Below are 24,855 nucleotides of genomic sequence, written 5' to 3' on the forward strand. Positions count from 1 at the left end.
TCGGAGAGCTGGCGACCCGCCAGCCATCTCGATTTCTCAGCCTGCTGGGCCGGTTCGGCATGACCGCCCCCTGAGAGTCCGTCGTCGGTGGGACGGGGATTCCGTCTGACGATAGAGGCGACCGGGTGGCTCGGGAAGCCGTGGTCGAGCCGGTGGACGTCAGGCCTATGTCAGATGAGCGATTTCTCATCTACGAGCTTGTTCGTAACGTGTGGTTTCGGCGGTTTTCGGGGTCTGAATGTCGGAGGTCGCTGCGAGAGTGCAGGCATGACGGAAGCGATGGAAACCCCCGATGGTGAGACGTATCTCGCCGCCGTCGCGGGGATCATTGCGGACGTCGAATCCGTGAGCCGCCAGGTCGCGGCGGGGCAGATCGCGGAGCTTCGCGTGCTCGCCGCCGCCGGCCGGCTCGCAGACACGCAGAGCGCGCCCCGGAACGCGAGAGTCCAGGTGCATGACATGGTCCTACGCTCCGTCGCGGCGGAGGTCGGCGGGGTGATGCGGATGACCGACCGGACCGTGCAACGACGCATCGGAGAAGCTCGGCTGATCATCGAAGGGTTCCCCGCCACGGTCGCCGCGTGGGAGGCGGGCCGGATCGTGCGCGGCCACGTGCTCGCGATCGTGGACGCAGGATCGAACCTGCCCGCAGAACTGTGGGCCGAGTTCGAGAAGGTCGCGATCGAACGATGCGACGGCCAGACACCGAACCGGGTACGGGGCGAGCTCGAGATCCTCGCCCACCGGATGCACCCACGCTCGTTCGCCGAACGACACGAACAGGCAGCGGCGGGGCGGTGCGTGCGACTCGTCCCCGGGCGGGATGGGATGAGCGACCTCCTCGCGACCCTGCCGACCGTGATCGCCGAGGGCATCCACGACCGGCTGACACAGCAGGCGCGCGCGATCGTCGACACCCGCGAGGAACGCGCCCCGGAATCGGTCGTCGTTGCGACCGATGCGCGTTCGACCGATCAGGTCCGCGCGGACGTGTTCGCCGACCTGCTCCTTGCCGGAACACCGGCGTTGGACGACACCCGCGACACCACGGCGGGACCGCTGGGGGCGATCCGGGCACGGGTGCAGGTTCTCCTTCCCGCGGCGACGCTCACCGGCGCCGACGACGGACCCTGCGACCTTGCGGGTCGGTCCCCCATCGACCCCGCGACCGCCCGCACCCTCGCAGGCGGCACCGGGATGTGGGAGCGGCTGTTCCACGACCCCACCGCCGGGGTGACCGTCGCGACTGACTCGTACCGGGTGCCGTCGGGGATGCGACGGTTCCTGCAAGCCCGGGATCAGCACTGCCGGTTCCCCGGATGCCGGGTTGCCGCGATCCGCTGCGAAGTCGACCACACCCACGATCACGCCCTCGGCGGACGAACCGAACTCCCGAATCTGGCTCACCTATGCCAACGGCATCACTCGATGAAGCAATTCACCGCCTGGAGAGTCCGACAGCTCAAGGGTGGAGTCCTCGAGTGGACCTCACCCCTCGGCAGGACGTACAGAGAAGACGCACCCACACCGGCCGTCGCCTTCACCCCTGCCGCAGCCCCACCCGGAGACCCCGCACCCTTCTAGGTCGAGACGCAGGGACATCAGGGACGCGACCGGGATCGCCTCGGCGAGCCGTGGTCTCTCGCGCCACGCGGAGCGCCGCCCTGGCGCGATTTCCGCGAACCGTCCCTGAGGGCCCGCCAACCCGCCCTAGAGCCCGAGCGCCCGCAGGTAGTCGTTCAGGAACGCACCGCGCGGGTCCATCGCGCGCTGCAACTGGACGAACTCCGCCCACCGCGGATACAGCTCCGCGGGATCGCGCGGCGTGAACACCTTTCCCCAGTGCGGCCGCGCACCGAAGGGCGCCAGCGCGGCCTCGAGCTCGGGCAGCACCTCCGCCACCCCGGCCTCGTCATCGGTCCATGTGAAGTGGAACGCGACCGAATCCCGACCCGAGCTCGGCGACAGCCACAGGTCGTCACCGGCGATCGTGCGCACTTCGCACACCTGCAGCACCGGCTTCAGCCGATCCGCGAGCTCCCGCACCGCGTCGAACGCGGCCACCGCGTCGGCGAACGGCAACAGGAACTCGGACTGCAGCTCCTCGCCGTTCGACGGAGTGAACTCCAGCTTGAAGTGCGGCAATCGGTCGAGCCAGCGACCCGCCTTGCCGCCCTGCACCGTGCACGACGCGGCCGAGACACCGGGGAGCGGATGCCTCGCCCCGGACGCCTGCCGATCGCGCAGCGCCGCGGGGATCGGCGTCGCCGCGGCATCCGTGCGCTCCTTGCGCCACACCTGGTCGACGTACATGTCATCGCGGAACGTCGTGAAGAACGAGACGCTGTAGGCCGACCCCGCGATCACGTCGAAGTTCTTCCGGACGGCTTCGAGCGGCACGTTCTCGTACACCGTCTGCGCGACCTCGTACGTCGGCTCGATCGCGAGCTCCACCGTCGTCACGATCCCGAGCGCCCCCAACCCCACGACCGCGCCGGCGAGGGCGTCGTCGCGCTCGGTCAGCTGCACCAGCTCCCCGGTCGAGGTGACGAGCTCGAGCCCCGTCACCGCAGCGGCAAGCGATCGGTTGCCCACGCCGGACCCGTGCGTGCCCGTACTGACGGCACCGGCCACCGAGATGTGCGGCAGCGACGCGAGGTTCGCGAGCGCCCAGCCCTGCCGGTCCAGCTCCTGCGCAAGCTCGCCATAACGCACGCCTCCGCCGACGCGCACCCGCTTCTGCGCGGCATCCACCTGGATCGGCAGGTCGAGCTCGGCGGTCGAGACCAGCGTCCCGTCCGTGTCGGCGATGCGCGTGAATGAATGACGCGAGCCGAGGGCTTTCACCGAATCGGATGCCGCGACCACCTCGCGCAGCTCGTCGACCGTCCGCGGCGCGACGAACCGCTCGGCCGTGTAGCGGATGTTCCGGGACCAGTTCTCGCCTGCGCCGTCGCTCATGCGAGCCAGCCTACGGGCGCCCCGCACACCCCGGCTCCGGTCAGCCCGCCAAGCGCGGATCCTCCGTGGGGTCGAGGTACTGCTGCGGACACCCCGCACTCCTCGCCTCCGGCCGCAGCTCGAAGTGCCAGGGCTCGTTGACGTAGATCCGGCACAGCCCGAACTCCGCCCCGTGGAGATCGAGCCAGTAGGCACCGTCGAAGGGACCCACATCCACGGCATCCCCCGAGACGTGCGCCGACGTCTCCGGCGTCGCCACCCACCGAGCCGCCTCTTCCCGAGATCCGTACGTCGTCACCGCATCCCGAAGCAGCCGCTCCTGCAGCTCCGGCGAGCGCCACCCGCTGTTGACGAGAAGGATCACGTCCTCGTCCGCCGCGCGATCCGATGCCGCGGTCAACGCAGCGCGCAGATCGCCGTCGAGGCGCGCGACGGCGGGCACATCGGTGTCGTAGACGGTCGTGCCGTCGGGAACCTCGCCCTGGTCGATCGGCGAAAGGACGGGACGGATGCCGGGCCCCAGGGCCGATTCCTCCGCACCGCATCCGGCGAGCACGACGGCGAGGGCGAGGAGGGCGACGGCGGGAGCGGTGGATCTCATGCCCCCATCCCACGGGGCCCGGTGTTGCGAGGGCGTACGCGGAAATCGATACGCCGGCGATACAGCCGGCTTCGTACGATCGAGTCGTGCGTGTGCTGATCGTCGAGGACGAACCCCTGATGGCGGGTGCCATCCGGGACGGCCTGCGCCTCGAGGCGATCGCCGCCGACATCGCGGGCGACGGCGACACCGCACTCGAGCTCCTCACGGTCGGCTCGTACGACATCGCGATCCTCGACCGCGACATCCCGGGTCCGTCCGGAGACGAGGTCGCCCGCTCGATCGTCGAGTCCGGCAGCGGGATGCCGATCCTCATGCTGACCGGCGCGGACCGGCTCGATGACAAGGAGTCGGGTTTCGAGATCGGAGCCGACGACTACCTCACCAAACCGTTCGAGTTGCGCGAACTCGTCCTGCGTCTACGCGCCCTCGACCGCCGCCGCGCCTCGGTCCGCCCGCCGGTGCGCGAGTACGCGGGCTTGCGTGTCGACCCGTTCCGCCGGGAGGTCTTCCGGAACGGACGCTACGTCGCGCTCACCCGCAAGCAGTTCGCCGTGCTCGAGGTCCTCGTCGCAGCCGAGGGCGGGGTCGTCAGTGCGGAGTCCCTGCTGGAACAGGCCTGGGACGCCAACGCCGACCCGTTCACGAATGCGGTGCGCATCACCGTGTCGGCGCTGCGAAAGCGACTCGGCGAACCGTGGGTGATCGTCACCGAACCGGGCGTGGGCTACCGCGTCGAGGCGCCGACGTGACGCGCCCGCGCGGGCTCAGCGCCCGGGTCACCCTGACGCTGAGCTACGTCGGGCTCGTCCTCGTCGCGGGCGCGCTCATCCTCACCGTCGTCTGGCTGTTCCTCCTGCGATACGTGCCGGACGAGCCCCTCTTCACCGGGACGGGCTTCGCCCCGAGCCAGCGCGACCTGCTGCGCGCCTTCGCCGGCCCGGCGGGCGCGGTGATGGTCGCCCTGTTGTTCCTCGGCGCGGTCGGTGGCTGGTTCCTCGCAGGCCGTATGCTCGCGCCGCTCGATGCGCTGACCGAGGCGACCCGCCGAGCGGATGCCGGCGACCTGTCGACACGGGTGCGTATGGCGGGCCGGCAGGACGAGTTCCGCGAGCTCGCCGACTCGTTCGACGGGATGCTGCAGCGCATCGAATCGCACGTCGGGGAGCAGCGGCGGTTCGCCGCCAACGCGTCGCACGAGCTCCGCACGCCGCTCGCGATCACGCGAACCCTCCTCGACGTCGCGCGGTCCGACCCCGATCGCGACGTCGACGACCTGCTGAGCCGGCTCGCCGCCGTCAACGAGCGTGGCGTCGAACTGGTCGAGGGCCTGCTGCTCCTCGCCCGCGCCGACCGAGGCGGGTTCCCCCAGGCATCCGTCGACCTGTCCCTCCTCGCCGAGGACGCCGCCGAAACGCTGCTTCCGCTCGCCGAAGCTCGCGGCGTCGAGCTGGTCGTCCGCGGCGACGAGGCGGCGGCGTTCGGATCATCGAGCCTGCTCGGGCAGGTCGCGCTGAACCTCCTGCAGAACGCCCTGATCCACGGCGACGCGACAGAGCCCGTGACGGTCACGACCCACCGCGACGGGGGCGCCGCAATCCTGATCGTCGAGAACGGCGGCGATCGCCTCGACCCCGCCGTGGTCTCGACGCTCGCCGAGCCGTTCCAGCGCGGCGCCGCCCGCATCCGTCGGTCCGATCACGAGCGGAACGGGCTCGGACTCGCGATCGTGACCGCGATCGTCGGCGCGCACGGCGGCGAGCTCACGCTCGCAGCACGGTCAGCCGGCGGCTTGCGCGCGACGGTGAGACTGCCGGCGCACGGCTCCTAGTCGCGCGAGGTGCCCACCGTCGGGATCGCGCCCGTCCGCTCGGCGATCCTGCGGTCACCGCGGCGTCGGCCGTAGCGCGCGACGAAGAACAGGATCGTGCCCACCACGACGTACCCTGCGGTCGCGAGCCAGACCGGCCAGTCCTGCTGGGTGAGCAGGACGATCGACGCGATGATCGCGAGGATCGGCACGATGCGCGGGACCGAGAAGTGCTTGTGGGCGACCTTGTCCTTCTTCAGCACGAGCACGCTCACGTTCGCGGTCAGGAAGACCAGCAGCAGGAGCAGCACGGTCGTGTTGGCGAGCGTCGAGATGTCGCCGACGACCGTGAGGAGCATCGTGACGCCCGCGACGACGACGATCGCAACCCACGGGGTGCGCCGCTTCGGGAGCACCTTTCCGAACGCGTGCGGCAGCAGCTCGTTCTCGGCCAGGCCGTACGCGACGCGGCTGGCCATCACCATGAACAGCAGGGCGCCGTTGGCGATCGCGACGAGGGCGATCAGGCTGAAGAGCCATCCCGGGACGGCGAGGCCGCTCGCCGTGACGACCTCGAGCAACGGCCCCGTCGAGGTCGCGAGCGTCGTCGGCTCGACGACGATGACGGCGCCGATCGCGATGAGCAGGTAGACGACGGCGGCGGTCAGGATCGCACCGAAGAGCGCCCGCGGGTACGCCCGCGAAGGATTCTTGACCTCCTCGGCCATGTTGGCCGCTGCTTCGAAGCCGAGGAACGAGAAGAACGCGACGATGGATGCCGCGAAGGCACCCTGCAGCGGCGGCACGTCCGGCGCGAACTCGAAGATACGCGATGGCTCGCCGCCACCGCTGCCGAAGACGATCGCCGCGATGACGATGACGATGACGAGTCCGGAGACCTCGATCATCGAGGCGACCATGTTCGTCGCGAGCGACTCCTTCACGCCCCGCAGGTTGATGAGGGTCAGGAGTGCGATGAAGGTGATGGCGACGGGGATCGGCGGGATGTCGACCAGAGCCGTGAAGTAGTCGCCTGCGAAGGCGTTCGCGAGGGCCGCCGCCGTCGTGATGCCGGACGCCATCATGAGGAAGCCGACGAGGAACGACAGGAACGGGATGCCGAACGCCTTGTCGACGTAGCGGGCGGCGCCTCCGGCGTGCGGGTACTTGGTGATGAGCTCGGCGTAGGTGCCGGCCGTGAGCAACGCGACGACGAGCGCGATCAGCAGCGGCAGCCAGATGACCCCGCCGACGTCGGTCGCCATCGTTCCGACGAGTGTGTAGATGCCTGCACCGAGGGTGTCGCCCACGATGAAGGCGAAGAGCAGCCAGGTGCCGACAGCACGCTTCAGACCGGGCTTTTCCTGAGCAGGTGGAGCCGAGGTGTCGTTTGTCATCGCACCACTTCAACGAAGTCCCGCGGGGGATGCAACCCCTACCGCGGTGGGTCCTCCTGTGCGTGCGCGACTCCGATGACCTGATCCTGCAGCACGATCGCGAGCCTGAGCACCTCGCGCAGCCCGCCGAGAAGCAGCGCGATGCCGAGACCGGCAACGAGCGCAACGCCGGTCAGCAGCACCACGGCCCGGCTCCCCGCCCCAGCGCCGAAGACGACCACGCAGCCGACCAGGACCACGATCATCGTCGCGGCGGCGCATCCGACCAGTCCATCGACCCAGCGGGTCGCACCGTCCTCGAAAAGCCGCCCGTGATCGGCGCGCGTGAGCAACCGCCAGAGGCAGACGAGGGCGGCCAGGGCACAGGACGAGAGGATGCCGGTGAGCAGCACGCCGGCATCCCGAAGCCCGGCGAGCTCCGGCATCCGCTGCGCGACGACATCGGCGATGCCCGGCACGACCCACACCTGCAGGATCACGATCGCGGTGAAGATGATGCCGGCCCCTGCTTTTGCGAGCGCGATCACGCCGACCCCAATCTATCGCTATTCGATCTATGTATATCGATAAACAGAGTCCCGTGTCGAGAGTCGGTATGGCGTCAGCACGGCAGGATGGGGACATGACCACGCCCGCCGCCTCGCGGCATCCGCTCGGCTCGTTCTTCCGCGGCGTCGGCGACCTCGGTCGCGGATTCGGCTTCTGGGGGCGCCTGCCGGCCCGGATGGCACTCGGGCTGATCCCCGCCGCCATCGTCGGCCTCGTCCTCCTCGCCGGGATCGTCACCCTCGCGATGTTCCTCGGTGACATCGTCACGGCCCTGACGGGGTTCGCCGACGGGTGGTCGGACGTCGCGGCGTCACTCGCGAGATTCGGCATCGGCGCCGGCATCCTCGGCGGAGCGATCGTCCTCGCGGTCGTGTCCTTCACCGCGCTGACCCTGCTGGTCGGCGATCCCTTCTACGAGCGCATCTGGCGCTCCGTCGAGGAGCATCTCGGCGATGCTCCGGTCGAATCCGACTACGGATTCTGGCGCTCGATCGGCGACAGCGTCGGCCTCATCCTCCGCGGGCTGGTCGCCGCGATCGTCGCCGGCCTCATCGGCCTCATCCCGCTCATCGGCACGGCTCTCGGCGCCGTCGTCGCCGCCTTCCTCACGGGGTGGCTGCTCGCCGACGAGCTCACCTCGCGCGCGCTCGTCGCACGGGGACTGGATGCCGCGGCCCGCCGGGCCCTGCGCAAGGGCAACCGCGCGCGCGTGCTCGGGTTCGGCGTCGCGACCCAGCTGTGCTTCCTCGTGCCGCTCGGCGCCGTCATCGCGATGCCCGCCGCCGTCGCCGGCTCGACGATCCTGTCGCGCACCCTCCTCGACGTGCGGGCCGTCACCGATCAGACTGGTCACTCGACCGCGTCCACCGGACGCAGAAACGGAGCATGATGCGCCTCGTCCCCCTCGGCCGAACCGGCCAGCAGGTTCCCAACGTCGTCGCCGGGATGATGCGCATCGAGGAGATGTCCGACGAGGCGATCCGCGCACTGTACGACGCGTGTCGCGCGGCCGGCGTCGACTTCTTCGACCACGCCGACCTCTACGGCAGCAGCCGCCACGGCTGCGAGCGCCGTTTCACCGAGGCGCTGAACCTCAGCCCGGCCGAGCGCGACGAGATCACGCTGCAGACCAAGACCGGCATCGTGCCCGACGAATGGCACTTCGACCACTCCTATGAGCACATCGTCGCGTCGGCCGAGGAGTCGCTGCAGGCGCTGAACACCGACCGCATCGACGTGCTCCTCCTCCACCGTCCCGACGCGCTCGTCGAACCCGACGAGGTCGCGCGCGCCTTCGATCACCTCGAGTCGTCCGGCAAGGTCCGCGCCTTCGGCGTCTCGAACCACACGCCGCGGCAGATCGACCTGCTCAAGACCGCGGTGACGCAGCCGATCGTCGCCAATCAGGTGCAGCTCTCGGTCACGCACTCCACGATCGTCGCGCAGGGGCTCGCCTCGAACATGGCGGGCGAGGACGACTCCATCACACGCGACGGCGGCGGGCTGGTCGACTACTCGCGCATCAACGGCATCACGCTGCAGGCGTGGTCGCCGTTCCAGAAGAACTTCTTCGACGGTGTCATCTTCGGTGCCCCCGAGTACGCCGAGCTGAACGAGCTGATGGACCGGCTGGCCGCGAAGTACGACGTGACGCCGACCGCCATCGCGACCGCGTGGATCACCCGGCATCCCGCGCACATGCAGGTCGTCCTCGGCACCACCAATCCGCAGCGCGTCGCGGATGCCGCCGCCGGCTCGGACATCCCGCTGACCCGACCCGAGTGGTACGGCCTGATCACCGCGGCAGGGCACAAGGTCCCCTGAGCCTCATGGCCGAGTACGTCATCGAGGGCGGCCGAATCAGTGGCATCCCCGATCTCTATGCAGAACTCAACCGGCTCTTCATGACCGGCGAGGACTGGCGGCTCGGCACCAGCCTCGACGCGCTCGACGACCTGCTCTACGGCGGGTACGGGGCACTGTCCGGGGATGACGCCGTCCGAATGATCTGGCGCGATGCCGCGCACAGTCGCGACGCGCTGGGGGTCGCCGAAACGGAGCGCTGGCTGCGGGAGAAGCTCGCGCAGCCGGGGCCGTTCCGGTCGGACGACCTGCGGCGGCAGCTGGGCGAGCTGCGCGCCGGTACGGGCGCGACCTACTTCGACCGGGTGCTCGAGGTCTTCGCCGACCACCCCGAGGTCACGCTCGAACTGCGCTGAGTCAGGCCTCGCGACGCGTCTTGATCGTCGCCCCGGCACCGAGGAAGACGAACGCGGCGGCGACCTGGGCGGCGCTCCAGATCGGGCCCGAGAACTCGAACGGAACGACCGGGTTCCAGACCACCGCGATCGCGAGCATCACCGGCAGCCACCACCAGTGCTTCGCCTGGAACGCGAACCACCCGATGATCAGCGCCAGGATGGTCGCGACGAACCGCACCGTCAGGAACCAGTCGCTCTCGAGCAGCGCCGGCGCGACGAACAGGACCGCCGCGGCGAGCAGGCTCGGCGCGAGGGCGTTGCGCTGGTACGTCGCGGGCGTCGGCTGCGTACGGCTCACGGGGCTCCTCAGGACAGGGGTGTCGTTCCAGTCTGACGCACGCGACGGGCACGCCAGGCGAGAACGGCGCCGCCGAGGATCGCGGCGACGACCGAACCGGCGAGGATGCCGATCTTCGCGTGATCGTCCTCGAGCGATCCGACGCCGTACGAGAGCTCCCCGACGAGCAGGGCGACCGTGAACCCGATGCCGGCCAGCAGGCCGACGCCGACCATGTCGCCCCACCGCAGTTCGAACGTCCGCCGCACCGCCGGGACGCGCGTCAGCAGGAACACCGCCAGCAGGATGCCGACCGGCTTGCCGACGACGAGTCCGACCAGGATGCCGAGGGTCACCGGGTCGGCGAACGCCGCCGTGAGCCCCTCCCAGCCGCCGATCGTGACCCCCGCGGAGAAGAACGCGAAGATCGGGAGCGCGACCAGCGTGGAGATCGGCCCGAAACGGTCGGCGAAGTGCGCGGTCAACGCATCGTGGATCGGGGAACCGTCGGCATCCGTTCCCACCTGGACGCGGGCACGCGGCGTCACGGTCGCCGGGACCATGAACGCGAGGACGACGCCGGCGATCGTCGCGTGCACACCCGAGGCGTGGACGAAGCCCCACGTGACGATCGCGAGCGGCATGAGCACCCACCAATGACGGATGCCGCGCCGCACCGCGAGGGCGAACAGCGCCAGCGGGACGACCGCGGCCGCGAGCCACAGCGGCTGGAGGTCATCGGTGTAGACGGTCGCGATGATCGTGATCGCGAAGAGGTCGTCGACGACGGCGAGGGTGAGCAGGAACACGCGGAGCGCGGGCGGCAGCCCCTTCGCCACGACGGCGAACACCGCGATGGCGAAGGCGATGTCGGTGGCGGTGGGGATCGCCCAGCCGCGCACGGCGTCGCCAGGGAGGGTCACCGTGAAGGCGGCGAAGATGAGCGCGGGGACGATGACGCCGCCGAGCGCCCCGATCACCGGCACTGCGGCGACGCGCGGCGAGCGCAGTCGTCCGGCGACGATCTCCTCCTTCAGCTCGAGGCCGACGACGAAGAAGAAGACCGCGAGCAGACCGTCGGCGGCCCAATGCGCAACCGTCAGGTCGAGGTGGAGGGCCTCCGGGCCGAACGAGGTCTCGCGGAGACCGACGTACCAGGGCGCGGCGGGCGAATTCGCGAGGACCAGCGCCGCGACGGTCGCCGCCAGCAGCAGGATGCCGCCGAACGTGTCGGTGCGGACGGTCTGGCGGATGCCGCGCCAGATCTCGTGGGGAGCGGTGCGGGAGGAAGAAGAAGAGGACATGACGGATCGCTTTCCGCGTCGGGGGATCAGGGGTCGCCGAAAACGCACCGACGGGCGGTGCGGGTCAGGCCCCCGACGGCGGGCAGCCGGCGATCTCGCCGTGTGCGTTGGTGCCCCACTCGCTCACCCACCCGTTCGTCCCCGGATGCTGCGGTGCGCTGAGCGTGCGGATGCCGATGGCCGACGGCAGCGCGCGCTCGAGGCGGTAGCGTGCCGTGATCGTCATGCTTCGAGGGTATCCCGCGGGCACTTCTTTGTGACGTTTCGTGCGCTTCACCCCTCCTATCCACGAGGCGGAAGGCGAACAGGGTGTTCGCCTTCCCGTCAAGGACGTAGCGCGGGACGTCCGCAGGCGAGTGAACTGACGGCATCCGCCGACTCGGAGACAAGAGTCAGCATCACTAAGGAGTCATCATGGGCTTTTTCGGTTTCCTCATCCTCGGCCTGCTGGCCGGCGCCATCGCGAAGCTGATCCTCCCGGGCAAGCAGGGCGGCGGCTGGTTCGTCACGCTCCTGCTGGGCATCGTCGGCGCGCTGCTCGGTGGCTGGCTCGGCGGGCTGATCTTCAACGTCAACCTCAACGAGTTCTTCTCGCTGTCGACATGGCTCCTCGCGATCGGCGGTTCGCTCATCGTGCTGCTGATCTACGGCGCGCTGTTCGGGCGCAAGCGCGCGGCGCGCTGAGCCGCGGGCTCGGGGCGAGGCGCGTGGTTTCGCGCTTCGCCCCGACGCAGGTGCGTACGATGGCTCCCCGTGACGAGCCCTGATCTGCGCACTCTTCCGAAGGCCGAGCTGCACCTGCACATCGAAGGCACGCTCGAACCCGAACTCGCGTTCGCTCTCGCCGAGCGGAACGGGGTGACGCTGCCGTTCGACGACGTCGACGATCTGCGACGCCGCTACGACTTCGACGACCTGCAGTCGTTCCTCGACCTCTACTACGCCTGCATGGCCGTGCTGCGGACCGAGCAGGACTTCATCGATCTCGCGGTCGCCTATCTCGAACGGGCCGCGGCCGACGGCGTCCGCCACGTCGAGATGTTCTTCGACCCGCAGGTCCACGCGGCGAACGGCGTTCCGGTCGACATCGTCATCGACGGGCTCCGCGCGGGGCTCGACGTCGGGCGGGCGCGGTTCGGCATCACCGGCGGACTGATCGTCTGCATCGTCCGCGACCACCCGGTCGCCTCGGCCGAGGCCATGCTCGACGAGATCGCACCGCGTGCGCACGAGCTGGTCGGCATCGGCCTGGACTCCGCGGAGGTCGGCTACCCGCCGTCGCTGTTCGAGGGCGTGTTCCGCCGGGCCGCCGAGCTGGGACTGCGTCGCGTCGCCCACGCCGGTGAGGAGGGACCGGTCGCGTACGTCTGGGAGGCGCTGCGACTTCTCGAGGTCGAGCGGGTGGACCACGGCATCCGTTCCATCGACGACGCCGAACTGCTCGCACACCTCGCCGAGCACCGCGTCGCACTGACGGTGTGTCCGCTGTCGAACGTGCGCCTGCGCGCCGTGCCCGAGCTGAGCGCCCACCCCCTGCGCGAACTTGTCGATGCGGGCGTCGTCGTGACGATCAACTCCGACGATCCCTCGTACTTCGGCGGCTACATCGGCGACAACTACGCCGCCGTCGCCTCACTCGGCTTCGACACGGCGGAACTGGCGCAGCTCGCCGCCAACTCGATCGAGGCGTCCTTCGCGGATGCCGGGCGCAAGGCGGACCTCCTCGCCGAGGTGCGGGCGTGGGCGGCATCCGTCTGAGTCACTCCGGCTCGGCCTTCGGCCACACGTACGGAAGATCGTCGGGGTCGTCGAAGCCCTGCGCGCGGTAGAACTCGAGGTCCTTGCGGAGCAGATTCGACCGGTGCGACCGGTGGACGTCCTCGCGGCCGAACCACGGCGGCATCCTCACCGTCCCGGATCGGTACTCGGCACCGTCCTCGGGGATCTCGTCGAGGGTCGCCAGCGTGGACGCACGGGTCGTATCGGCGAAGCCGCGGCGGACCCATTCGTCGACCGTGAGGTCCTGGTAGACCATGAGCGCGGCGCGATGGCCGCGCCACATCGCGACCGCGGGGTGATGGCGCCAGCCGTAGTCGGGGATCGTCAGCGCGCGCATCACCTGCAGCGTCTCGACGCGCTGCTTGCCGAGCCGCTTGGTGTCGAGCGCAGCCATGCCGCGGGCGAGGTCGTCGAACGGGACGAAGGTCTGCACGTCAGCGCGCCTTCCGGATGCGGATCGGCCCCTTCGCCGTCGACGGATCGACGACCTGCCCCCGCTGGGTGATCTCGACCTCGCCCGCCGCGACCAGTCGCCGTGCCGCCCGCCGCGCGGGTTCCATGAGGTCGCGCCAGTCCTCGCCGCCGACGGCGCGAGCGGCCTCGGACGGGCAGATCGTCGCCGACGCCGCACGTGCATCGAGCAGCTCGCGGATCGACGCGGTCAGCTTCTCGTCGACGGGACGGATGCCGCGCCTCCGGCAGGCATCGGAGCAGTACTTCACGTCATCCCAGTTCTTCTCCCACTTCTTGCGCCACTGGATCTCGCGTCCGCACGAGGCGCACGTCTTGGGTGCCGGGGTCGAAGCCATGCGGCGACGCTACGTCGACCGGCCGACACGCACGAAGGGGTTGCGGATGCCGGCGGGCGCCACTCAGTGACCGATCGGACCCTGGAGGTCGACCATGACCTGGATCGCCGAGATGGTCTGACGCTTCTTCAGCGTGTCCGCCGTGCCCGGGCCGCCCATGGACGGCAGCGGCACGAAGATGAAGGATTCGTCGAACGCCGGCGCCCCCTGCTGGGCGACCGCTTCGGGGAACACGTCCCAGTGGAACTCCTCCGCGAGGTGGTCCGCGCCGTCGAGGCGCAGCAGGAACAAGAACGTGTCCGCGTTGCCCAGGCCTAGGCCCCGCTGCTCGCGGAACATCAGCGCCACGAGTCCTCCTATGCTCGGCTCCCATGTGATCAGGTCACCGAGCGCCGTCACCATGACGGGAATCGCGATGCCGTCGCCCTGCGTCTTGCCGATCCGGTCGCCGAGCTCCGCCTCGTACACCGCGGGGTTGATCACTCGGAGAAAGCCGTCGCCGAACGTCCCGTAGCCGTAGGTCTCCCAGAGCTCCACGATCTCCGCCGGAACGCGGTCGCGGTACGCCGCGATGACCTCCGGTTCGACGGGCGCATGGGGGACGAAATCGGCGATCTCGATCATGCGCCCAACCTAGCCGTCATCGTTCCGGCTGGCACCGAGGACACCACCAGGTGCGACGGCGCTCCGGGTCGTTCGCGACCTCGTCGCGCACGAGGATCCGCGTGCCGCAGCGCAGGCACGGCCGCCCGGCGCGACCGACGACCCAGTGGGACTCTCCCTTCCGGGTCGAACCGGTGGTCACCTGGTACATGCCCGGCACGGTCGCCGAGATCCGCAGCATCCGCGACGCCCTCTCCACGAGGGCCGTCAGTTCGACCGACCCGATCGGCGCGAACGGGTGCACCCCGGAGAGGAAGGCGGTCTCGTTCGCCCACAGATTGCCGAGGCCCGCCATGTTGCGCTGGTCGAGCAGCGCGGCGACGAGGGGCCGGTCGGAGCGCATCGCGAGCCTGCGCTCCGCCTCGGCGGCATCCCAGTCCTCCCGCAACGGATCCGGACCGAGGTAGCCGAGCAGCGCGACCTCGTCCGCCGTCGCGACGAGCTCGACGACCGGCAGGTCGATGCCCCACAGCGTCGACCCGTCGTCGAGGCGCATCCGCACGCGCACCCGGTGGTCCTCGCGGGAAGGGATGCGGCGACCGGGTCGCGTGACCGTCCAACTGCCCTGCATCCGCAGGTGCGTGTGCAGGGTGTGCCCGGTGTCGAGGCGGGTCAGCAGGTGCTTGCCGTGGGTGTCGTAACCGACGATCCGGGCACCGGCGAGCGGCGTACCCGCCGCGCCGCCTGAGCGCAGCTCACCTGACGCGATCGTGTGACCGGCGGATGCCGCGGCCAGCCGCTGCCGCAGCCGGAACACACTGTCGCCCTCCGGCATCCGCTCACCTCCGTCGGACGACCGTAGCGGGGTCCGCAACCGTCCGTCGACGGCTTGCGGACCCCGCGGGAGCGGATCAGCGCGCCGCGCGCAGCCAGACCGTGGTCGCCCCGGGCAGCCGGTCGCCCGAGAGCTCGGCGCTTGCGAGCAGGATCTCCCCCGCCGGCACCTCAGCCGGCTCGTCCCCGAAGTTGGTCACGACGGTCCAGCCGTTCGGCCGGGCGAACGTGAGCACATCAGCACGCCCCGTCTCATGCCACGTCAGCTCCTCCGCCGTCTGCAGTTCGTGCCGCAGGTGCAGCGCGCGGCGGTAGAGGTTCAGCGTCGAGGCGGGGTCGCCCTCCTGAGCCTCGACCGACATCCCGCCGAACCATTCCGGCTGCGGCAGGTGCGCACCCCCCGAGCCGAAACCGAACGACGACCCGGACTCGGTCCACGGGATCGGCACCCGGCATCCGTCCCGGCCGATGTCCTCGCCGGGGCTGCGGAAGAAGGTCGGGTCCTGCCGCTCGGCATCCGGAATGTCCGCGACCTCCTGCAGACCGAGCTCCTCGCCCTGGTAGAGGTAGGCCGATCCCGGCAGCCCGAGCACGAACAGACTCGCCGCACGCGCTCGACGGAGTCCCGACTCGGCGTCCGCCGCCGGCTCGGCGCCGCCGGACAGCAGCCACGCGTTGCCGTGCTTGTGCGTGGGGCGACCGGAGGCATCCCGCTCCGGATGCGGCAATCCGTAGCGCGTCGCGTGACGCACGACGTCGTGATTCGACAGCACCCACGTCGTCGACGACCCCGACGAGGCGGCGAGCGCCAGGTTGTCGGCGACGATCCGCCGGAACTGGCCCGCGTCGAAGTCGGCCTCGAGCAGGTCGAAGTTGAACGCCTGGCCGAGGCTCTCTGCGCTCGCGTACAGCGGGATCCGTGACGGATCGACCCACGCCTCTGCGACGGCGGTACGCGGCGGATCGTAGGAGTTGAACACCTGACGCCATTCGGCATACACCTCGTGCACGTCGTCACGGTCGATCATGGGATGCTGCCCGTCGCGCGGCATCGCGTCGAGCTCGGCCTGCGTGGGCAGCGCGTCCGGGAGGTCCTTCGTCAGCATGTGCGCGACGTCGATGCGGAAGCCGTCGACGCCCCGGTCCGACCAGAACCGCAGCGTGTGCACGAAGTCTGCGCGCACCTCCGGGTTGGACCAGTCGAGGTCGGGCTGCTCGACGGCGAAATTGTGGAAGTACCACTGACCGTCGCCGACGGGTTCCCACGCCGGTCCGCCGAACACGGACTGCCAGTCGGCGGGCGGCTCCTCGCCGTTCTCGCCCTTCCCGTCGCGGAAGATGTAGCGCGCTCGCGCGGCCGACCCGCGCTCGGACGCCAGCGCCTCCTGGAACCACGCGTGCCGGTCGGACGTGTGGTTCGGGACGATGTCGATGACGACCCTGATGCCCGCGTCGTGCAACGCGGCGGTCATCGCGTCGGCGTCGCCGAGTGTCCCCAGCCGCGGGTCGACGTCCCGGTAGTCGGCGACGTCGTAGCCGCCGTCGGCGAGGTCGGAGGGATAGAACGGGCTCAGCCAGACGGCATCCACCCCCAGTTCCCTCAGATAGGGAACCCGGGATCGGATGCCGCGCAGGTCGCCGATGCCGTCACCGTCGGCGTCCGCGAAACTGCGGGGATACACCTGGTAGACGACGGCCTGGCGCCACCACTCGGGGGCCACGGTCTCGTCGGTGGTCTCGGCTGCGGTCTGCAGGTCGGAAGTCACGGGGGTCCTTTCGGGGGTCGGGATCGGTCAGCCCTTCACGGCGCCCTGCGTCACGCCCTCCATCACCCAGCGCTGGGTGAAGAGGTACGCGAGGATCGCGGGGGCCATGGCCATGAGGTACGACGCGAAGGCGACGTTGTAGTTGTTGCTGAACTGCGTCTGGAACAGGTTCTGCCGCACGGGCAGGGTCTGCATCGACGGGTCCGAGATGATCAGCGACGGCAGCATGAAGTCGTTCCAGGCGTAGAGGAAGGCGAAGATGCCGACCGTCGCGCTCATCGGAGCGAGCAGGGGGAAGATCAGCTTCCAGAACGTCTGCCACGTCGTCGCGCCGTCGATGCGGGCGCTCTCCTCGAGCTCGATCGGGATCGAGCGCAGGAACGCGGTGAACAGCAACACGCTGAAGCTGAGCTGGAACATGGTCGCCAGCAGGATGACACCCACCGGGTTGTCGAGCCCCAGCCGGCCGGTCAACTGGATCTGCGGCAGTGCGACGACCGGGAACGGGATGAACATCGCCGCGAGCAGGTAGAAGAACGAGTACAGGAAGAGCTTGCGATCCCAGTTGCGGACGATCGCGTACGACGCGAACGCGGCCAGGATGATCGTCGCGATCACGGTGCCGGCGGTCACGAAGAAAGAGATCGCCGCGCCGACGGGGAACTGCGTGAGGTTCCACGCCTGCACGAACCCGTCGAAGCTGAACGGCGCCGGCAGCGAGAACGCATTGCCGTCGACCGCCTGCCCCGTCGTCTTCAGCGACATCGAGATGGTGACGTAGAGCGGCAGGAGCACGGTGACGGAGCAGAGGAAGAGGATGACGGTGCCCGACCAGTTGCGTCGTTCGGCGCCCGTTTTGCGCCGACGGCGCGGCGGGTCGGCGGGACGGTCGGGGGCGGTGACGGCGTCGGCCTGCTCGAAGGCCAGCGCGGGCTGCGTGGTGGACATCAGACCTTGTTCCTTCCCCGCGTGAGCGAGAGCTGGAGGAGCGAGATGAGGACGGCGACGATGAAGAAGATGGTCGCGTTGGCCATCTGGTACGCGTAGTCGCCGCCGTTGAAGCCCGCGATGATCGTCATCGCGACGCTGCGGGTTGCCGTGCCGGGGCCGCCGCCGGTGAGGCCGACGATGATGTCGTAGGCGTTGAGGAAGCCCTTGAAGCCCAGGATCACGTTGATGACGACGTACCCCGCGACGAGCGGCACGGTGATGCGCAGCAGCTGCTGCCGCTTCGAGGCGCCGTCGATGTCGGCCGCCTCGTACACGTCGCCCGGGACCGAGAGGAGCCCGGCGATGTAGATGAGCAGCGTCCCCGGGATCGCCTGCCACGCAGTCACGATGACGATCGCGATCCATGCGAGATCCGGGTTGGCCAGCAGGCTCTCCTGCAGCCATGGGATGCCGAGAGTCGACCCCGCGGAGGGCAGCGAGTTCGAGAACAGGAAGTTGAAGACGTAGGCGATGATGATGCCCGAGATGACCATCGGGATCACGAAGATCGTCCGGAGGCCCGTCTTGAAGCGGATGCGGGAGGTCAACCCCACTGCGAGCAGGAACGCCGCGACGTTCACCACGATGACGGTCGCGATCGCGAACCCCGCCGTGAACAGGTAGCTCTGCAGGATCGCCGGGTCGCTGAAGAGGGCGATGTAGTTCGTGAACCCGATGAAGTTCCACTCCCCCAGCCCGATGGAGTCGGTGAGGCTGAAGAAGATGCCGATGAGTCCGGGGACCGTGATCGCGAGGGTGAACAGCAGCACCGTCGGCAGGAGGAAGAAGTAGTAGATCGGCTCGACGCGGTTCGAACTGCGCCTGGCCTTCCGGTCGCCCTGGGTCAGGAGGGTCGTCGTCGACCCGGTGGTGGTGGTCATCGCGCTGCCTCCTCGGCCTCGTCGGTGAGGACGGGCTGGCGGAACGCGAGTCGCGACCAGTCGCTGTCCATGGTGGCGAACGTCCTCGCCGGGTCCTGGCCGAACATGAGCGCCTGGGCGTAGGCGAAGACGGGGATCGTCTTCGGGACGAGGACCGAGGGCCCCTGGTAGATCGCGCCCGCGTCATAGAACTCCTGCATCCCCTGGACCCGCGGGTCGCCGGGTGGGGCCGCATCCGTCGTCGGCGCGAAGCCGAGCTGCGACTCGTTGTAGGCCTCGATGATCTCGGGCTGGTACAGGTACTCGAGGAAGTCCCGTGCGGCATCCTTCTTCGTGGACGCGTCGGGGATCATGGCCGCGAGGTCCATGTTCACGCGGATCGCCCGGTCGTCGGGATCGTCCGTCATGGGAAGCGGGAACGTTCCGAGGGGGGCGTCGGGCGCGGTCTTGGCGATCTCGCTGAACGCCCACGGCCCCTGCAGGTACATCGCAGCCTTGCCCTCGCCGAACGCGAGGTTGCCGTCGCCGTAGGCCCGGCTGTCGGCATCCTCGTTCGTGTACTCGGTCGCGAGCTGCAGCATCTTCTCGGCCGGCCCGGTGAAGGTCTTCTCGAACGAGACCTCCGACGACCCGTCGACCTCGGCGCCCTCCGCGGCGAGGCGGTCGAAGAAGTCGATCACGTCGACCGATCCCCCGATCGCGTAGTCGTACCAGCCCTGGGCCACGGTCCAGTCGTCCTTGAACGTGCCGTAGAACGGCGTGACCCCGGCCTCCTCGAGCGCATCGCAGACGGCGATGAGCTCGTCCCACGTGGTCGGCACCTCGAGGCCGTTCTCCTCGAAGATCTCGGTGTTGTATATGACCGACGAAGCCATCACCGAGTACGGCAGTGCGCTCGTGCGGCCCTCGCACGTGCCGTACTGCTCCATGAGCGGCTGCAGGTCATCGCGCACCGTGCCGGCGGCATCCGTCCCACTCAGGTCGCTGAGCGCGCAGCGCTGCACGAAGCGGGCGACCTCGTAGTTGTAGTTGGCCAGCATGATGTCGGGTGGATTGCCGCGGACGAAGCTGGCCGAGACGACGTCCACGCCCGAGGTGTCCATCTCGACCGTGACCCGGTCCTGCGACGCGTTGTACTTCTGCACCACGTCCTGCACGAACGGCAGCGCCTCGCGCTTGCTGAAGGTGAACCGCAGGGTCTCGCGGCCGTCGGCGGAGCATCCGGCGAGCAGCGCACCGCCCAGCGCGGTGACGGCGAGCGCAGCGGCGATCCGCCGTGCTCGGGAAGGGGTCGATGACATGTGTATCCGATCGCGTCGTTGCGGACGAAAGTTCCCTCATCGCCGGACCCGGTGACTATATTTAGTCGCCAAATCAATACGATGCAGGCAATATTGCAGGGCAGATCTCGAAAGGTCAAGACCCCGATGTCGACACTCGCGCCTCCCCCGACTCGCCCGGCGAGCCAGAACGCCGTGCTCGCCTTCGCGTGGGAGACGCTCGAGTTCACCGCCACCGACGCGATGGAGTCCACGGGGTTGACGCGGTCGACGACCATCGAAGCGACCGCCGCCCTCGTCGCCCGTGGGCTGCTCGCCGAGCTGCCGAATGCGCGCCTCGCCGGGGATTACCGGAAGGGTCGTCCGGCGCGTCGATTCGCACTTCGCCGTGATGCCGCCGTCGTCGTCGGTGTCGATGCCGGCCACCAACACGTATCGGTGCGGGTCGCCGACCTGCGCGGAGAGCCGATGGCGGATGCCGATGCCCGCCTCGTCCTGGATCGTGATGACGCGGCGGAGCGTGCCCGCGTCGTCGTCGACACGGTCGACCGTGCCCTGACCGCCGCGGGTCGACCGCGCGCGGACGTGCTCGCGGTGTGCGCCGGCGTGCCCGCACCGGTCGACCGCACAGGCCGGTCGCCGCGGCATCCCACCGGGTTCTGGGAGCGGATGAACCCCGACCTCGTCGAGGTCCTCTCGTGGGCCCCCATCGTGCGGATCGAGAACGACGCATCACTGGCCGCGGTCGCCGAGGGGTCGGCCGGCGCCGCCCGAGGATGCCAGGACTACATCGCGTTGCTGGCCGGGTCGCGTCTCGGTGCCGGGGTGGTCGTCGACGGACATCTGCTGCGCGGTCACCACGGCGGGGTGGGCGAGATGGTCGCATTCGACCACGTCGACGGCGTGCGCGGCGCCGACGGCCTCGGATCCCGCGTGGCGTCGTGGGCCGTCGAGCTCGCGCAGTCGGGCGAAGCGACCGCGGGATTCCGGGGGGCCTCCCCCGATTCCCTCGATGCCCGCACCGTGCTGGCGATGGCCGCGCGCGGAGACGCCGACGCGCTGCGGATCGTCGACCGCGTGGGCCTCGCGCTCGCCCGCATCGTCAGCGTCCTGGGGAGCATGTTCGACCCCGAGCGCGTCGTCGTCTCGGGCGCCATCGCGGACGGCGTGCACGAGGTCGTCGCCGCCGCGCGTCGCTCGCTGCCGACGGATATCGACCTGCCCGCGCCGGAGCTGGTCGCGTCGACCCTGGGCGGCGACGTCGTGGTCACCGGAGCGATCGCCGCCGCCGTGGCCTCGGCGCGCGAGCGCGCGCTCGACGTGTGGGACGCCGCGGCGCGGTGAGGGGGTGCCGCCCGCGTCAGCGCATCTCGCGGCGCGGGTCCTGACGCGAACGGGTGTACGCGCGCCACAGGATGCGGGCGTGCCGTTCCTTCGCGCGTTCGACGCCCGCCTCGTCGCGGCGCGCGGCGGACCACCACTCGGCGGCTCGCTCGCGCAGCGCGCTCCAGACGATGCCGATCCCCGCGTGCGGCGGCGGCGGGACGGCGGCTTCCTCGGCCGGCATCCGTCCCTTCGGCGGCAGCGCATCGTTCGCGTGCCTCACGATGAGCTCGGACGCCCCGACCGCGTGCGCGTTGATGATCGAGTGCGCCGCGCCCCGGATCTCCCAGCGCCGGGCGTTCCGCGCCGCTGCGACGAGCCGGGAGTGGAACCGGCGCGGCGACGTCGCGTCGTACTCGCCGCGGATGAACAGGACGGATGCCTCGACCCGCGGCATCCGCTCGATCAGCCGGTACCGCAGCATGTGCGGCAGGACCTGCACGAAGTAGACGAAGCCGCAGAGGACGTACGCGGAGAGCGCCGTCATCGCGAGGTGGAACGTCTCTCGCGTGGCGGACTGCGCGAAGCGGAGCGCGACGATCGGGAGCGAGGACTCCTGGTCGTTGACGACGGGACTCACGAGCACCGCGTGCCGCAGCCGCGGCCGCCGGATCAGCACCTCGGTGACGACCTGCGTGCCCATCGAGTGGCCGATGACCACCGGGTCCTCGAGGCCGTAGTGGTCGAGAACCTCCTCGACGCGGTCCGCGAAGAACTCCGCCGTGGGCTGGTCGCCGGGCCGCGGCATCCCGGCGAATCCCGGCAGGTCGAGAGCGAACACATCGCCGTGCTCGGCGAGCGAGGGCGCCAGGAACTCGAAGTACGTCGCTGCCACGCCGACACCGGCGACGAGGACGAACGGGCGGCCGGAGTCACCGGCGGTGGTCTCGACCCGCGTCACACGAGTGCGGTGGGTGCCGCGTCCGACGTGCTCGACGTCGACGTCGGGGGCGTCGTCGGTCGCGGGCATGTCCCCAGGATGCCAGGTCCGCCGCCATCGCTAGCGCGCCCGACCGCCTGACACAAGCGGTGGGAACCGTCGGGCCCCCTTCCTACGCTGGCGCCATGCTGCGCCACCTCGTCATCGTGCTGGGCGATCAGCTCGATCACGGGTCGAGCGCCTTCGACGACTTCGACCCCGATCAGGACGCCGTCTGGATGGCCGAGGTCGCGGGCGAGTCCGAGCACGTCTGGAGCACGAAGCAGCGCACCGCCGTCTTCCTCGCGTCGATGCGGCACTTCGCGGCGGAGCTGACGGATGCCGGGCGGCCCCTCCACTACGCGAAGCTCGACGCTCGGTCCACGAAGGACTCGCTGGCCGCGCAGTTGACTGCCGATGTCGGGAAGCTGAGGCCCGAGGGACTCGTCGTGACCGAGCCCGGCGAGTGGCGGGTGCGCGAAGCGCTGAGCGAGGTGGCCGAGCACAGCGGCATCCCGTTGGACATCCGTGAGGACCGCCACTTCTTCAGCACCGTCGCCGAGTTCGCCGCGCATGCCGAAGGGCGGAAGTCGCTGCGGATGGAGTACTTCTACCGCGAGATGCGCAAGAAGCACGATGTGCTGATGACGACGCGCAGTCAGCCGGTCGGCGGCTCGTGGAACTACGACGCCGACAACCGCAAGGCGTTCCCGAAGCAGGGTCCGGGGCTCGTCCCCCCGCGCGCTCGCTTCGAGCCCGACGAGACCACTCGCGAGGTCATCGCCCTCGTCGAGAGGAAGTTCGCCGACCACCCCGGTTCGCTCGACTCGTTCGCGTGGCCGGTCACCCGCACGCAGGCGCTTCACGCGCTCGATCTCTTCATCGAGGAACGCCTGCCCGGCTTCGGCGAGACGCAGGACGCGATGTGGCCGGATGAACCCTGGCTCTGGCATGCGCACCTCTCGTCATCGATGAACCTGAAGATGCTGACCCCGCGCGAGGTCGTCGCTGCGGCCGAAGCCGCTTACCGCGAGAAGAAGGCGCCGTTGCCTGCGGTCGAGGGGTTCATCCGGCAGATCCTCGGATGGCGCGAGTACGTCCGCGGCATCTACTGGACGCAGATGCCCGGCTACCTCGAGCGGAACGCGTTCGAGGCGTTCGAACCGCTCCCCGACTTCTACTGGAGCGGCGACACCGCGATGGCGTGCCTGCAGGACGCCATCGGTACGACGCTCGAGAACGGGTACGCGCACCACATCCAACGGCTCATGGTCACCGGCCTGTACGCGATGCTGCTCGGCGTCGATCCGAAGGAGGTCCACGCCTGGTACCTGGCGGTCTACGTCGACGCCGTCGAATGGGCGGAGCTGCCGAACACGCTCGGCATGAGTCAGTACGCCGACGGCGGGCTGATGGGCAGCAAGCCGTATGCCGCGACCGGCAAGTACATCGACCGCATGAGCCCGTACTGCAAGACCTGCCCGTTCGACCCCGCGAAGCGGATCGGCGAGGACGCATGCCCGTTCACCACCCTGTACTGGGACTACCTGATCCGACGCGAGGAGCCGCTCGCCGCCAACCACCGGATGTCGCTGCAGGTGAAGAACGTGTCGCGCCTCGACGACGACGAGATCACCGGCATCCGCGAACGCGCCGACGCGATCCGCCGCGGCGACATCCCGGTTCCGCACCCCTGAGCAAGGAGATCACCGTGACCTCGACCGACATCGCCCTCGTCACCGGCGCCCGCGGGGGCGTCGGCAGCGCTCTCGTCGCACGACTGCGGGCGCGTGGACTGCGCGTCGCCGCCGTGGGGCGGGATGCCGCATCCCTCGCCCCCGTCGATGCGGACGCGCACATCGAAGCCGACGTGACGAGCCCCGAGGGCGCCGCCGCGGCGCTCGAGGGGTGCCGTTCCCAGCTCGGCGATGCGCCGGCGTGGCTCGCGCACGCCGTCGGCAGCACGCTCATCACCCCGCTGCACCGCACGAAGGCCGACGCGGCGCGCGACATCCTGCGGGTGAACCTCGAGAGCAGCATCTGGGTCCTGCAGGCCTGGCTCGACGCGACCGGCAAGGAGCCCGGCGCGGCCGTCTTCGCCAGCTCGGTCGTCGCGCGGATCGGTGTCGCCAACCACGAGGCGATCGCGGCCGCGAAGGGCGGCGTCGAGGCGCTCGTGCGCAGCGCCGCCGCCACGTATGCCGCGCGTGGCATCCGAGTCAACGCGGTCGCGCCGGGCATGACCGACACTCCGATGACGGCCGGCATGCTGAGTGTCCCGATGCAACGCGAGGGCGCCGAGAAGCAGTACCCGCTCGGCGGCGTGCAGACCGCCGACGAGGTCGCTGCCGTCATGGACTGGCTGCTGTCGACGGATGCCGGTCGCATCACCGGTCAGGTTATCCCCGTCGACGGCGGCTTCACGACGGTGCGCCCGCTCGTCAGGTGAGC

The 24,855-nt window shown here is 69.8% G+C and carries 27 protein-coding genes; 11 read left to right on the plus strand and 16 right to left on the minus strand.

Annotation, left to right across the window (positions count from 1 at the left end; all coding sequences use genetic code 11):
- Window positions 1-267 precede the first annotated feature (267 nt).
- On the plus strand, window positions 268-1,584 hold the full coding sequence (locus tag ACIQLK_RS02185; RefSeq protein WP_400362575.1) for a DUF222 domain-containing protein: 1,317 nt from the start codon (window positions 268-270) through the stop codon (window positions 1,582-1,584).
- Between the two features lie 126 nt (window positions 1,585-1,710).
- Here the strand turns inward: ACIQLK_RS02185 and ACIQLK_RS02190 are convergent, their stop codons facing one another.
- On the minus strand, window positions 1,711-2,961 hold the full coding sequence (locus ACIQLK_RS02190) for an FAD-binding protein (RefSeq protein WP_400362576.1): 1,251 nt from the start codon (window positions 2,959-2,961) through the stop codon (window positions 1,711-1,713).
- A gap of 40 nt (window positions 2,962-3,001) precedes the next feature.
- Window positions 3,002-3,562 carry a M15 family metallopeptidase gene (locus tag ACIQLK_RS02195; protein ID WP_400362577.1) on the minus strand — a complete coding sequence of 187 codons (561 nt, stop codon included), beginning with the start codon at window positions 3,560-3,562 and terminating at the stop codon, window positions 3,002-3,004.
- A gap of 86 nt (window positions 3,563-3,648) precedes the next feature.
- Here ACIQLK_RS02195 and ACIQLK_RS02200 point away from each other — a divergent pair, with 86 nt between their 5' ends.
- Together ACIQLK_RS02200 and ACIQLK_RS02205 are read left to right on the plus strand one after the other, a co-directional pair.
- Window positions 3,649-4,314 carry a response regulator transcription factor gene (locus ACIQLK_RS02200; protein WP_400362579.1) on the plus strand — a complete coding sequence of 222 codons (666 nt, stop codon included), beginning with the start codon at window positions 3,649-3,651 and terminating at the stop codon, window positions 4,312-4,314.
- A complete protein-coding gene (locus ACIQLK_RS02205) occupies window positions 4,311-5,393 on the plus strand; it encodes a sensor histidine kinase (protein WP_400362581.1) in 1,083 nt (360 codons plus the stop codon). Before ACIQLK_RS02200 ends, ACIQLK_RS02205 begins: the two co-directional genes overlap by 4 nt.
- Here the strand turns inward: ACIQLK_RS02205 and ACIQLK_RS02210 are convergent.
- Complete coding sequence (locus tag ACIQLK_RS02210; RefSeq protein ID WP_400362583.1) at window positions 5,390-6,769, minus strand: APC family permease; 1,380 nt, start codon at window positions 6,767-6,769, stop codon at window positions 5,390-5,392. The two genes, ACIQLK_RS02205 and ACIQLK_RS02210, sit on opposite strands and share 4 nt — an antisense overlap.
- Before the next feature lie 38 nt (window positions 6,770-6,807).
- Window positions 6,808-7,296: a DUF2975 domain-containing protein gene (locus ACIQLK_RS02215; protein WP_400362585.1), complete on the minus strand. Its 489-nt coding sequence runs from the start codon at window positions 7,294-7,296 to the stop codon at window positions 6,808-6,810.
- Window positions 7,297-7,391: 95 nt separating this feature from the next.
- Between ACIQLK_RS02215 and ACIQLK_RS02220 the strand changes: the two genes are divergently transcribed.
- From ACIQLK_RS02220 to ACIQLK_RS02230, 3 genes are read left to right on the plus strand one after another with little or no spacing between them, the layout of a single operon-like run.
- Window positions 7,392-8,207: an EI24 domain-containing protein gene (locus ACIQLK_RS02220; protein WP_400362587.1), complete on the plus strand. Its 816-nt coding sequence runs from the start codon at window positions 7,392-7,394 to the stop codon at window positions 8,205-8,207.
- Window positions 8,207-9,142: an aldo/keto reductase family oxidoreductase gene (locus tag ACIQLK_RS02225; RefSeq protein ID WP_400363846.1), complete on the plus strand. Its 936-nt coding sequence runs from the start codon at window positions 8,207-8,209 to the stop codon at window positions 9,140-9,142. Before ACIQLK_RS02220 ends, ACIQLK_RS02225 begins: the two co-directional genes overlap by 1 nt.
- Before the next feature lie 5 nt (window positions 9,143-9,147).
- Window positions 9,148-9,537 carry a ribonuclease inhibitor gene (locus tag ACIQLK_RS02230; RefSeq protein ID WP_400362589.1) on the plus strand — a complete coding sequence of 130 codons (390 nt, stop codon included), beginning with the start codon at window positions 9,148-9,150 and terminating at the stop codon, window positions 9,535-9,537.
- Window position 9,538: 1 nt separating this feature from the next.
- Here the strand turns inward: ACIQLK_RS02230 and ACIQLK_RS02235 are convergent, their stop codons facing one another.
- The 3 genes from ACIQLK_RS02235 to ACIQLK_RS02245 form a co-directional block, all read right to left on the minus strand.
- Window positions 9,539-9,877: a DUF6804 family protein gene (locus ACIQLK_RS02235; protein WP_400362591.1), complete on the minus strand. Its 339-nt coding sequence runs from the start codon at window positions 9,875-9,877 to the stop codon at window positions 9,539-9,541.
- 8 nt (window positions 9,878-9,885) lie between these two features.
- Window positions 9,886-11,160 (minus strand): Na+/H+ antiporter NhaA, encoded by a 1,275-nt coding sequence (gene nhaA / locus ACIQLK_RS02240; RefSeq protein WP_400362593.1) that lies wholly within the window; start codon window positions 11,158-11,160, stop codon window positions 9,886-9,888.
- A gap of 64 nt (window positions 11,161-11,224) precedes the next feature.
- Window positions 11,225-11,386: a hypothetical protein gene (locus tag ACIQLK_RS02245; RefSeq protein ID WP_400362595.1), complete on the minus strand. Its 162-nt coding sequence runs from the start codon at window positions 11,384-11,386 to the stop codon at window positions 11,225-11,227.
- 188 nt (window positions 11,387-11,574) lie between these two features.
- Between ACIQLK_RS02245 and ACIQLK_RS02250 the strand changes: the two genes are divergently transcribed.
- On the plus strand, window positions 11,575-11,844 hold the full coding sequence (locus tag ACIQLK_RS02250; RefSeq protein WP_400362597.1) for a GlsB/YeaQ/YmgE family stress response membrane protein: 270 nt from the start codon (window positions 11,575-11,577) through the stop codon (window positions 11,842-11,844).
- 69 nt (window positions 11,845-11,913) lie between these two features.
- On the plus strand, window positions 11,914-12,918 hold the full coding sequence (locus tag ACIQLK_RS02255; RefSeq protein ID WP_400362599.1) for an adenosine deaminase: 1,005 nt from the start codon (window positions 11,914-11,916) through the stop codon (window positions 12,916-12,918).
- A 1-nt stretch (window position 12,919) separates the two neighbouring features.
- Here the strand turns inward: ACIQLK_RS02255 and ACIQLK_RS02260 are convergent, their stop codons facing one another.
- The 8 genes from ACIQLK_RS02260 to ACIQLK_RS02295 all read right to left on the minus strand — a co-directional run bounded on the left by ACIQLK_RS02260 (window position 12,920) and on the right by ACIQLK_RS02295 (window position 20,123).
- A complete protein-coding gene (locus ACIQLK_RS02260; RefSeq protein WP_400362601.1) occupies window positions 12,920-13,372 on the minus strand; it encodes an MSMEG_6728 family protein in 453 nt (150 codons plus the stop codon).
- Between the two features lies 1 nt (window position 13,373).
- Window positions 13,374-13,748: a DUF3253 domain-containing protein gene (locus ACIQLK_RS02265; RefSeq protein WP_400362603.1), complete on the minus strand. Its 375-nt coding sequence runs from the start codon at window positions 13,746-13,748 to the stop codon at window positions 13,374-13,376.
- 63 nt (window positions 13,749-13,811) lie between these two features.
- A complete protein-coding gene (locus ACIQLK_RS02270) occupies window positions 13,812-14,372 on the minus strand; it encodes a GAD-like domain-containing protein (protein ID WP_400362605.1) in 561 nt (186 codons plus the stop codon).
- Window positions 14,373-14,388: 16 nt separating this feature from the next.
- Complete coding sequence (locus tag ACIQLK_RS02275; protein ID WP_400362607.1) at window positions 14,389-15,186, minus strand: Fpg/Nei family DNA glycosylase; 798 nt, start codon at window positions 15,184-15,186, stop codon at window positions 14,389-14,391.
- A 76-nt stretch (window positions 15,187-15,262) separates the two neighbouring features.
- Window positions 15,263-16,951, minus strand: a complete 1,689-nt coding sequence (locus tag ACIQLK_RS02280) for a glycoside hydrolase family 13 protein (protein ID WP_400362609.1) — start codon at window positions 16,949-16,951, stop codon at window positions 15,263-15,265.
- Between the two features lie 27 nt (window positions 16,952-16,978).
- Window positions 16,979-17,899 carry a carbohydrate ABC transporter permease gene (locus tag ACIQLK_RS02285; RefSeq protein ID WP_400362611.1) on the minus strand — a complete coding sequence of 307 codons (921 nt, stop codon included), beginning with the start codon at window positions 17,897-17,899 and terminating at the stop codon, window positions 16,979-16,981.
- Complete coding sequence (locus tag ACIQLK_RS02290; RefSeq protein ID WP_400362613.1) at window positions 17,899-18,822, minus strand: carbohydrate ABC transporter permease; 924 nt, start codon at window positions 18,820-18,822, stop codon at window positions 17,899-17,901. The genes ACIQLK_RS02285 and ACIQLK_RS02290 overlap by 1 nt, the downstream gene beginning before the upstream one ends.
- On the minus strand, window positions 18,819-20,123 hold the full coding sequence (locus ACIQLK_RS02295; RefSeq protein WP_400362615.1) for an ABC transporter substrate-binding protein: 1,305 nt from the start codon (window positions 20,121-20,123) through the stop codon (window positions 18,819-18,821). The genes ACIQLK_RS02290 and ACIQLK_RS02295 overlap by 4 nt, the downstream gene beginning before the upstream one ends.
- Before the next feature lie 126 nt (window positions 20,124-20,249).
- Between ACIQLK_RS02295 and ACIQLK_RS02300 the strand changes: the two genes are divergently transcribed.
- Window positions 20,250-21,446, plus strand: a complete 1,197-nt coding sequence (locus tag ACIQLK_RS02300) for an ROK family protein (RefSeq protein WP_400362617.1) — start codon at window positions 20,250-20,252, stop codon at window positions 21,444-21,446.
- A 16-nt stretch (window positions 21,447-21,462) separates the two neighbouring features.
- Here ACIQLK_RS02300 and ACIQLK_RS02305 read toward each other — a convergent pair whose 3' ends face one another.
- Window positions 21,463-22,455, minus strand: coding sequence for an alpha/beta fold hydrolase (locus tag ACIQLK_RS02305; RefSeq protein WP_400362619.1), 993 nt, complete (start codon window positions 22,453-22,455; stop codon window positions 21,463-21,465).
- 95 nt (window positions 22,456-22,550) lie between these two features.
- On the opposite strand from ACIQLK_RS02305, the gene ACIQLK_RS02310 reads away from it, so the two are divergent.
- The gene (locus tag ACIQLK_RS02310; protein WP_400362620.1) at window positions 22,551-24,101 is read left to right on the plus strand and encodes a cryptochrome/photolyase family protein; all 1,551 of its coding nucleotides are present in this window, start codon (window positions 22,551-22,553) and stop codon (window positions 24,099-24,101) included.
- A gap of 14 nt (window positions 24,102-24,115) precedes the next feature.
- A complete protein-coding gene (locus tag ACIQLK_RS02315; protein ID WP_400362622.1) occupies window positions 24,116-24,853 on the plus strand; it encodes an SDR family NAD(P)-dependent oxidoreductase in 738 nt (245 codons plus the stop codon).
- Window positions 24,854-24,855 lie beyond the last annotated feature (2 nt).

Origin of the sequence: Microbacterium sp. NPDC091382 (assembly GCF_044757025.1) — a bacterium.
Lineage (GTDB): Bacteria > Actinomycetota > Actinomycetes > Actinomycetales > Microbacteriaceae > Microbacterium.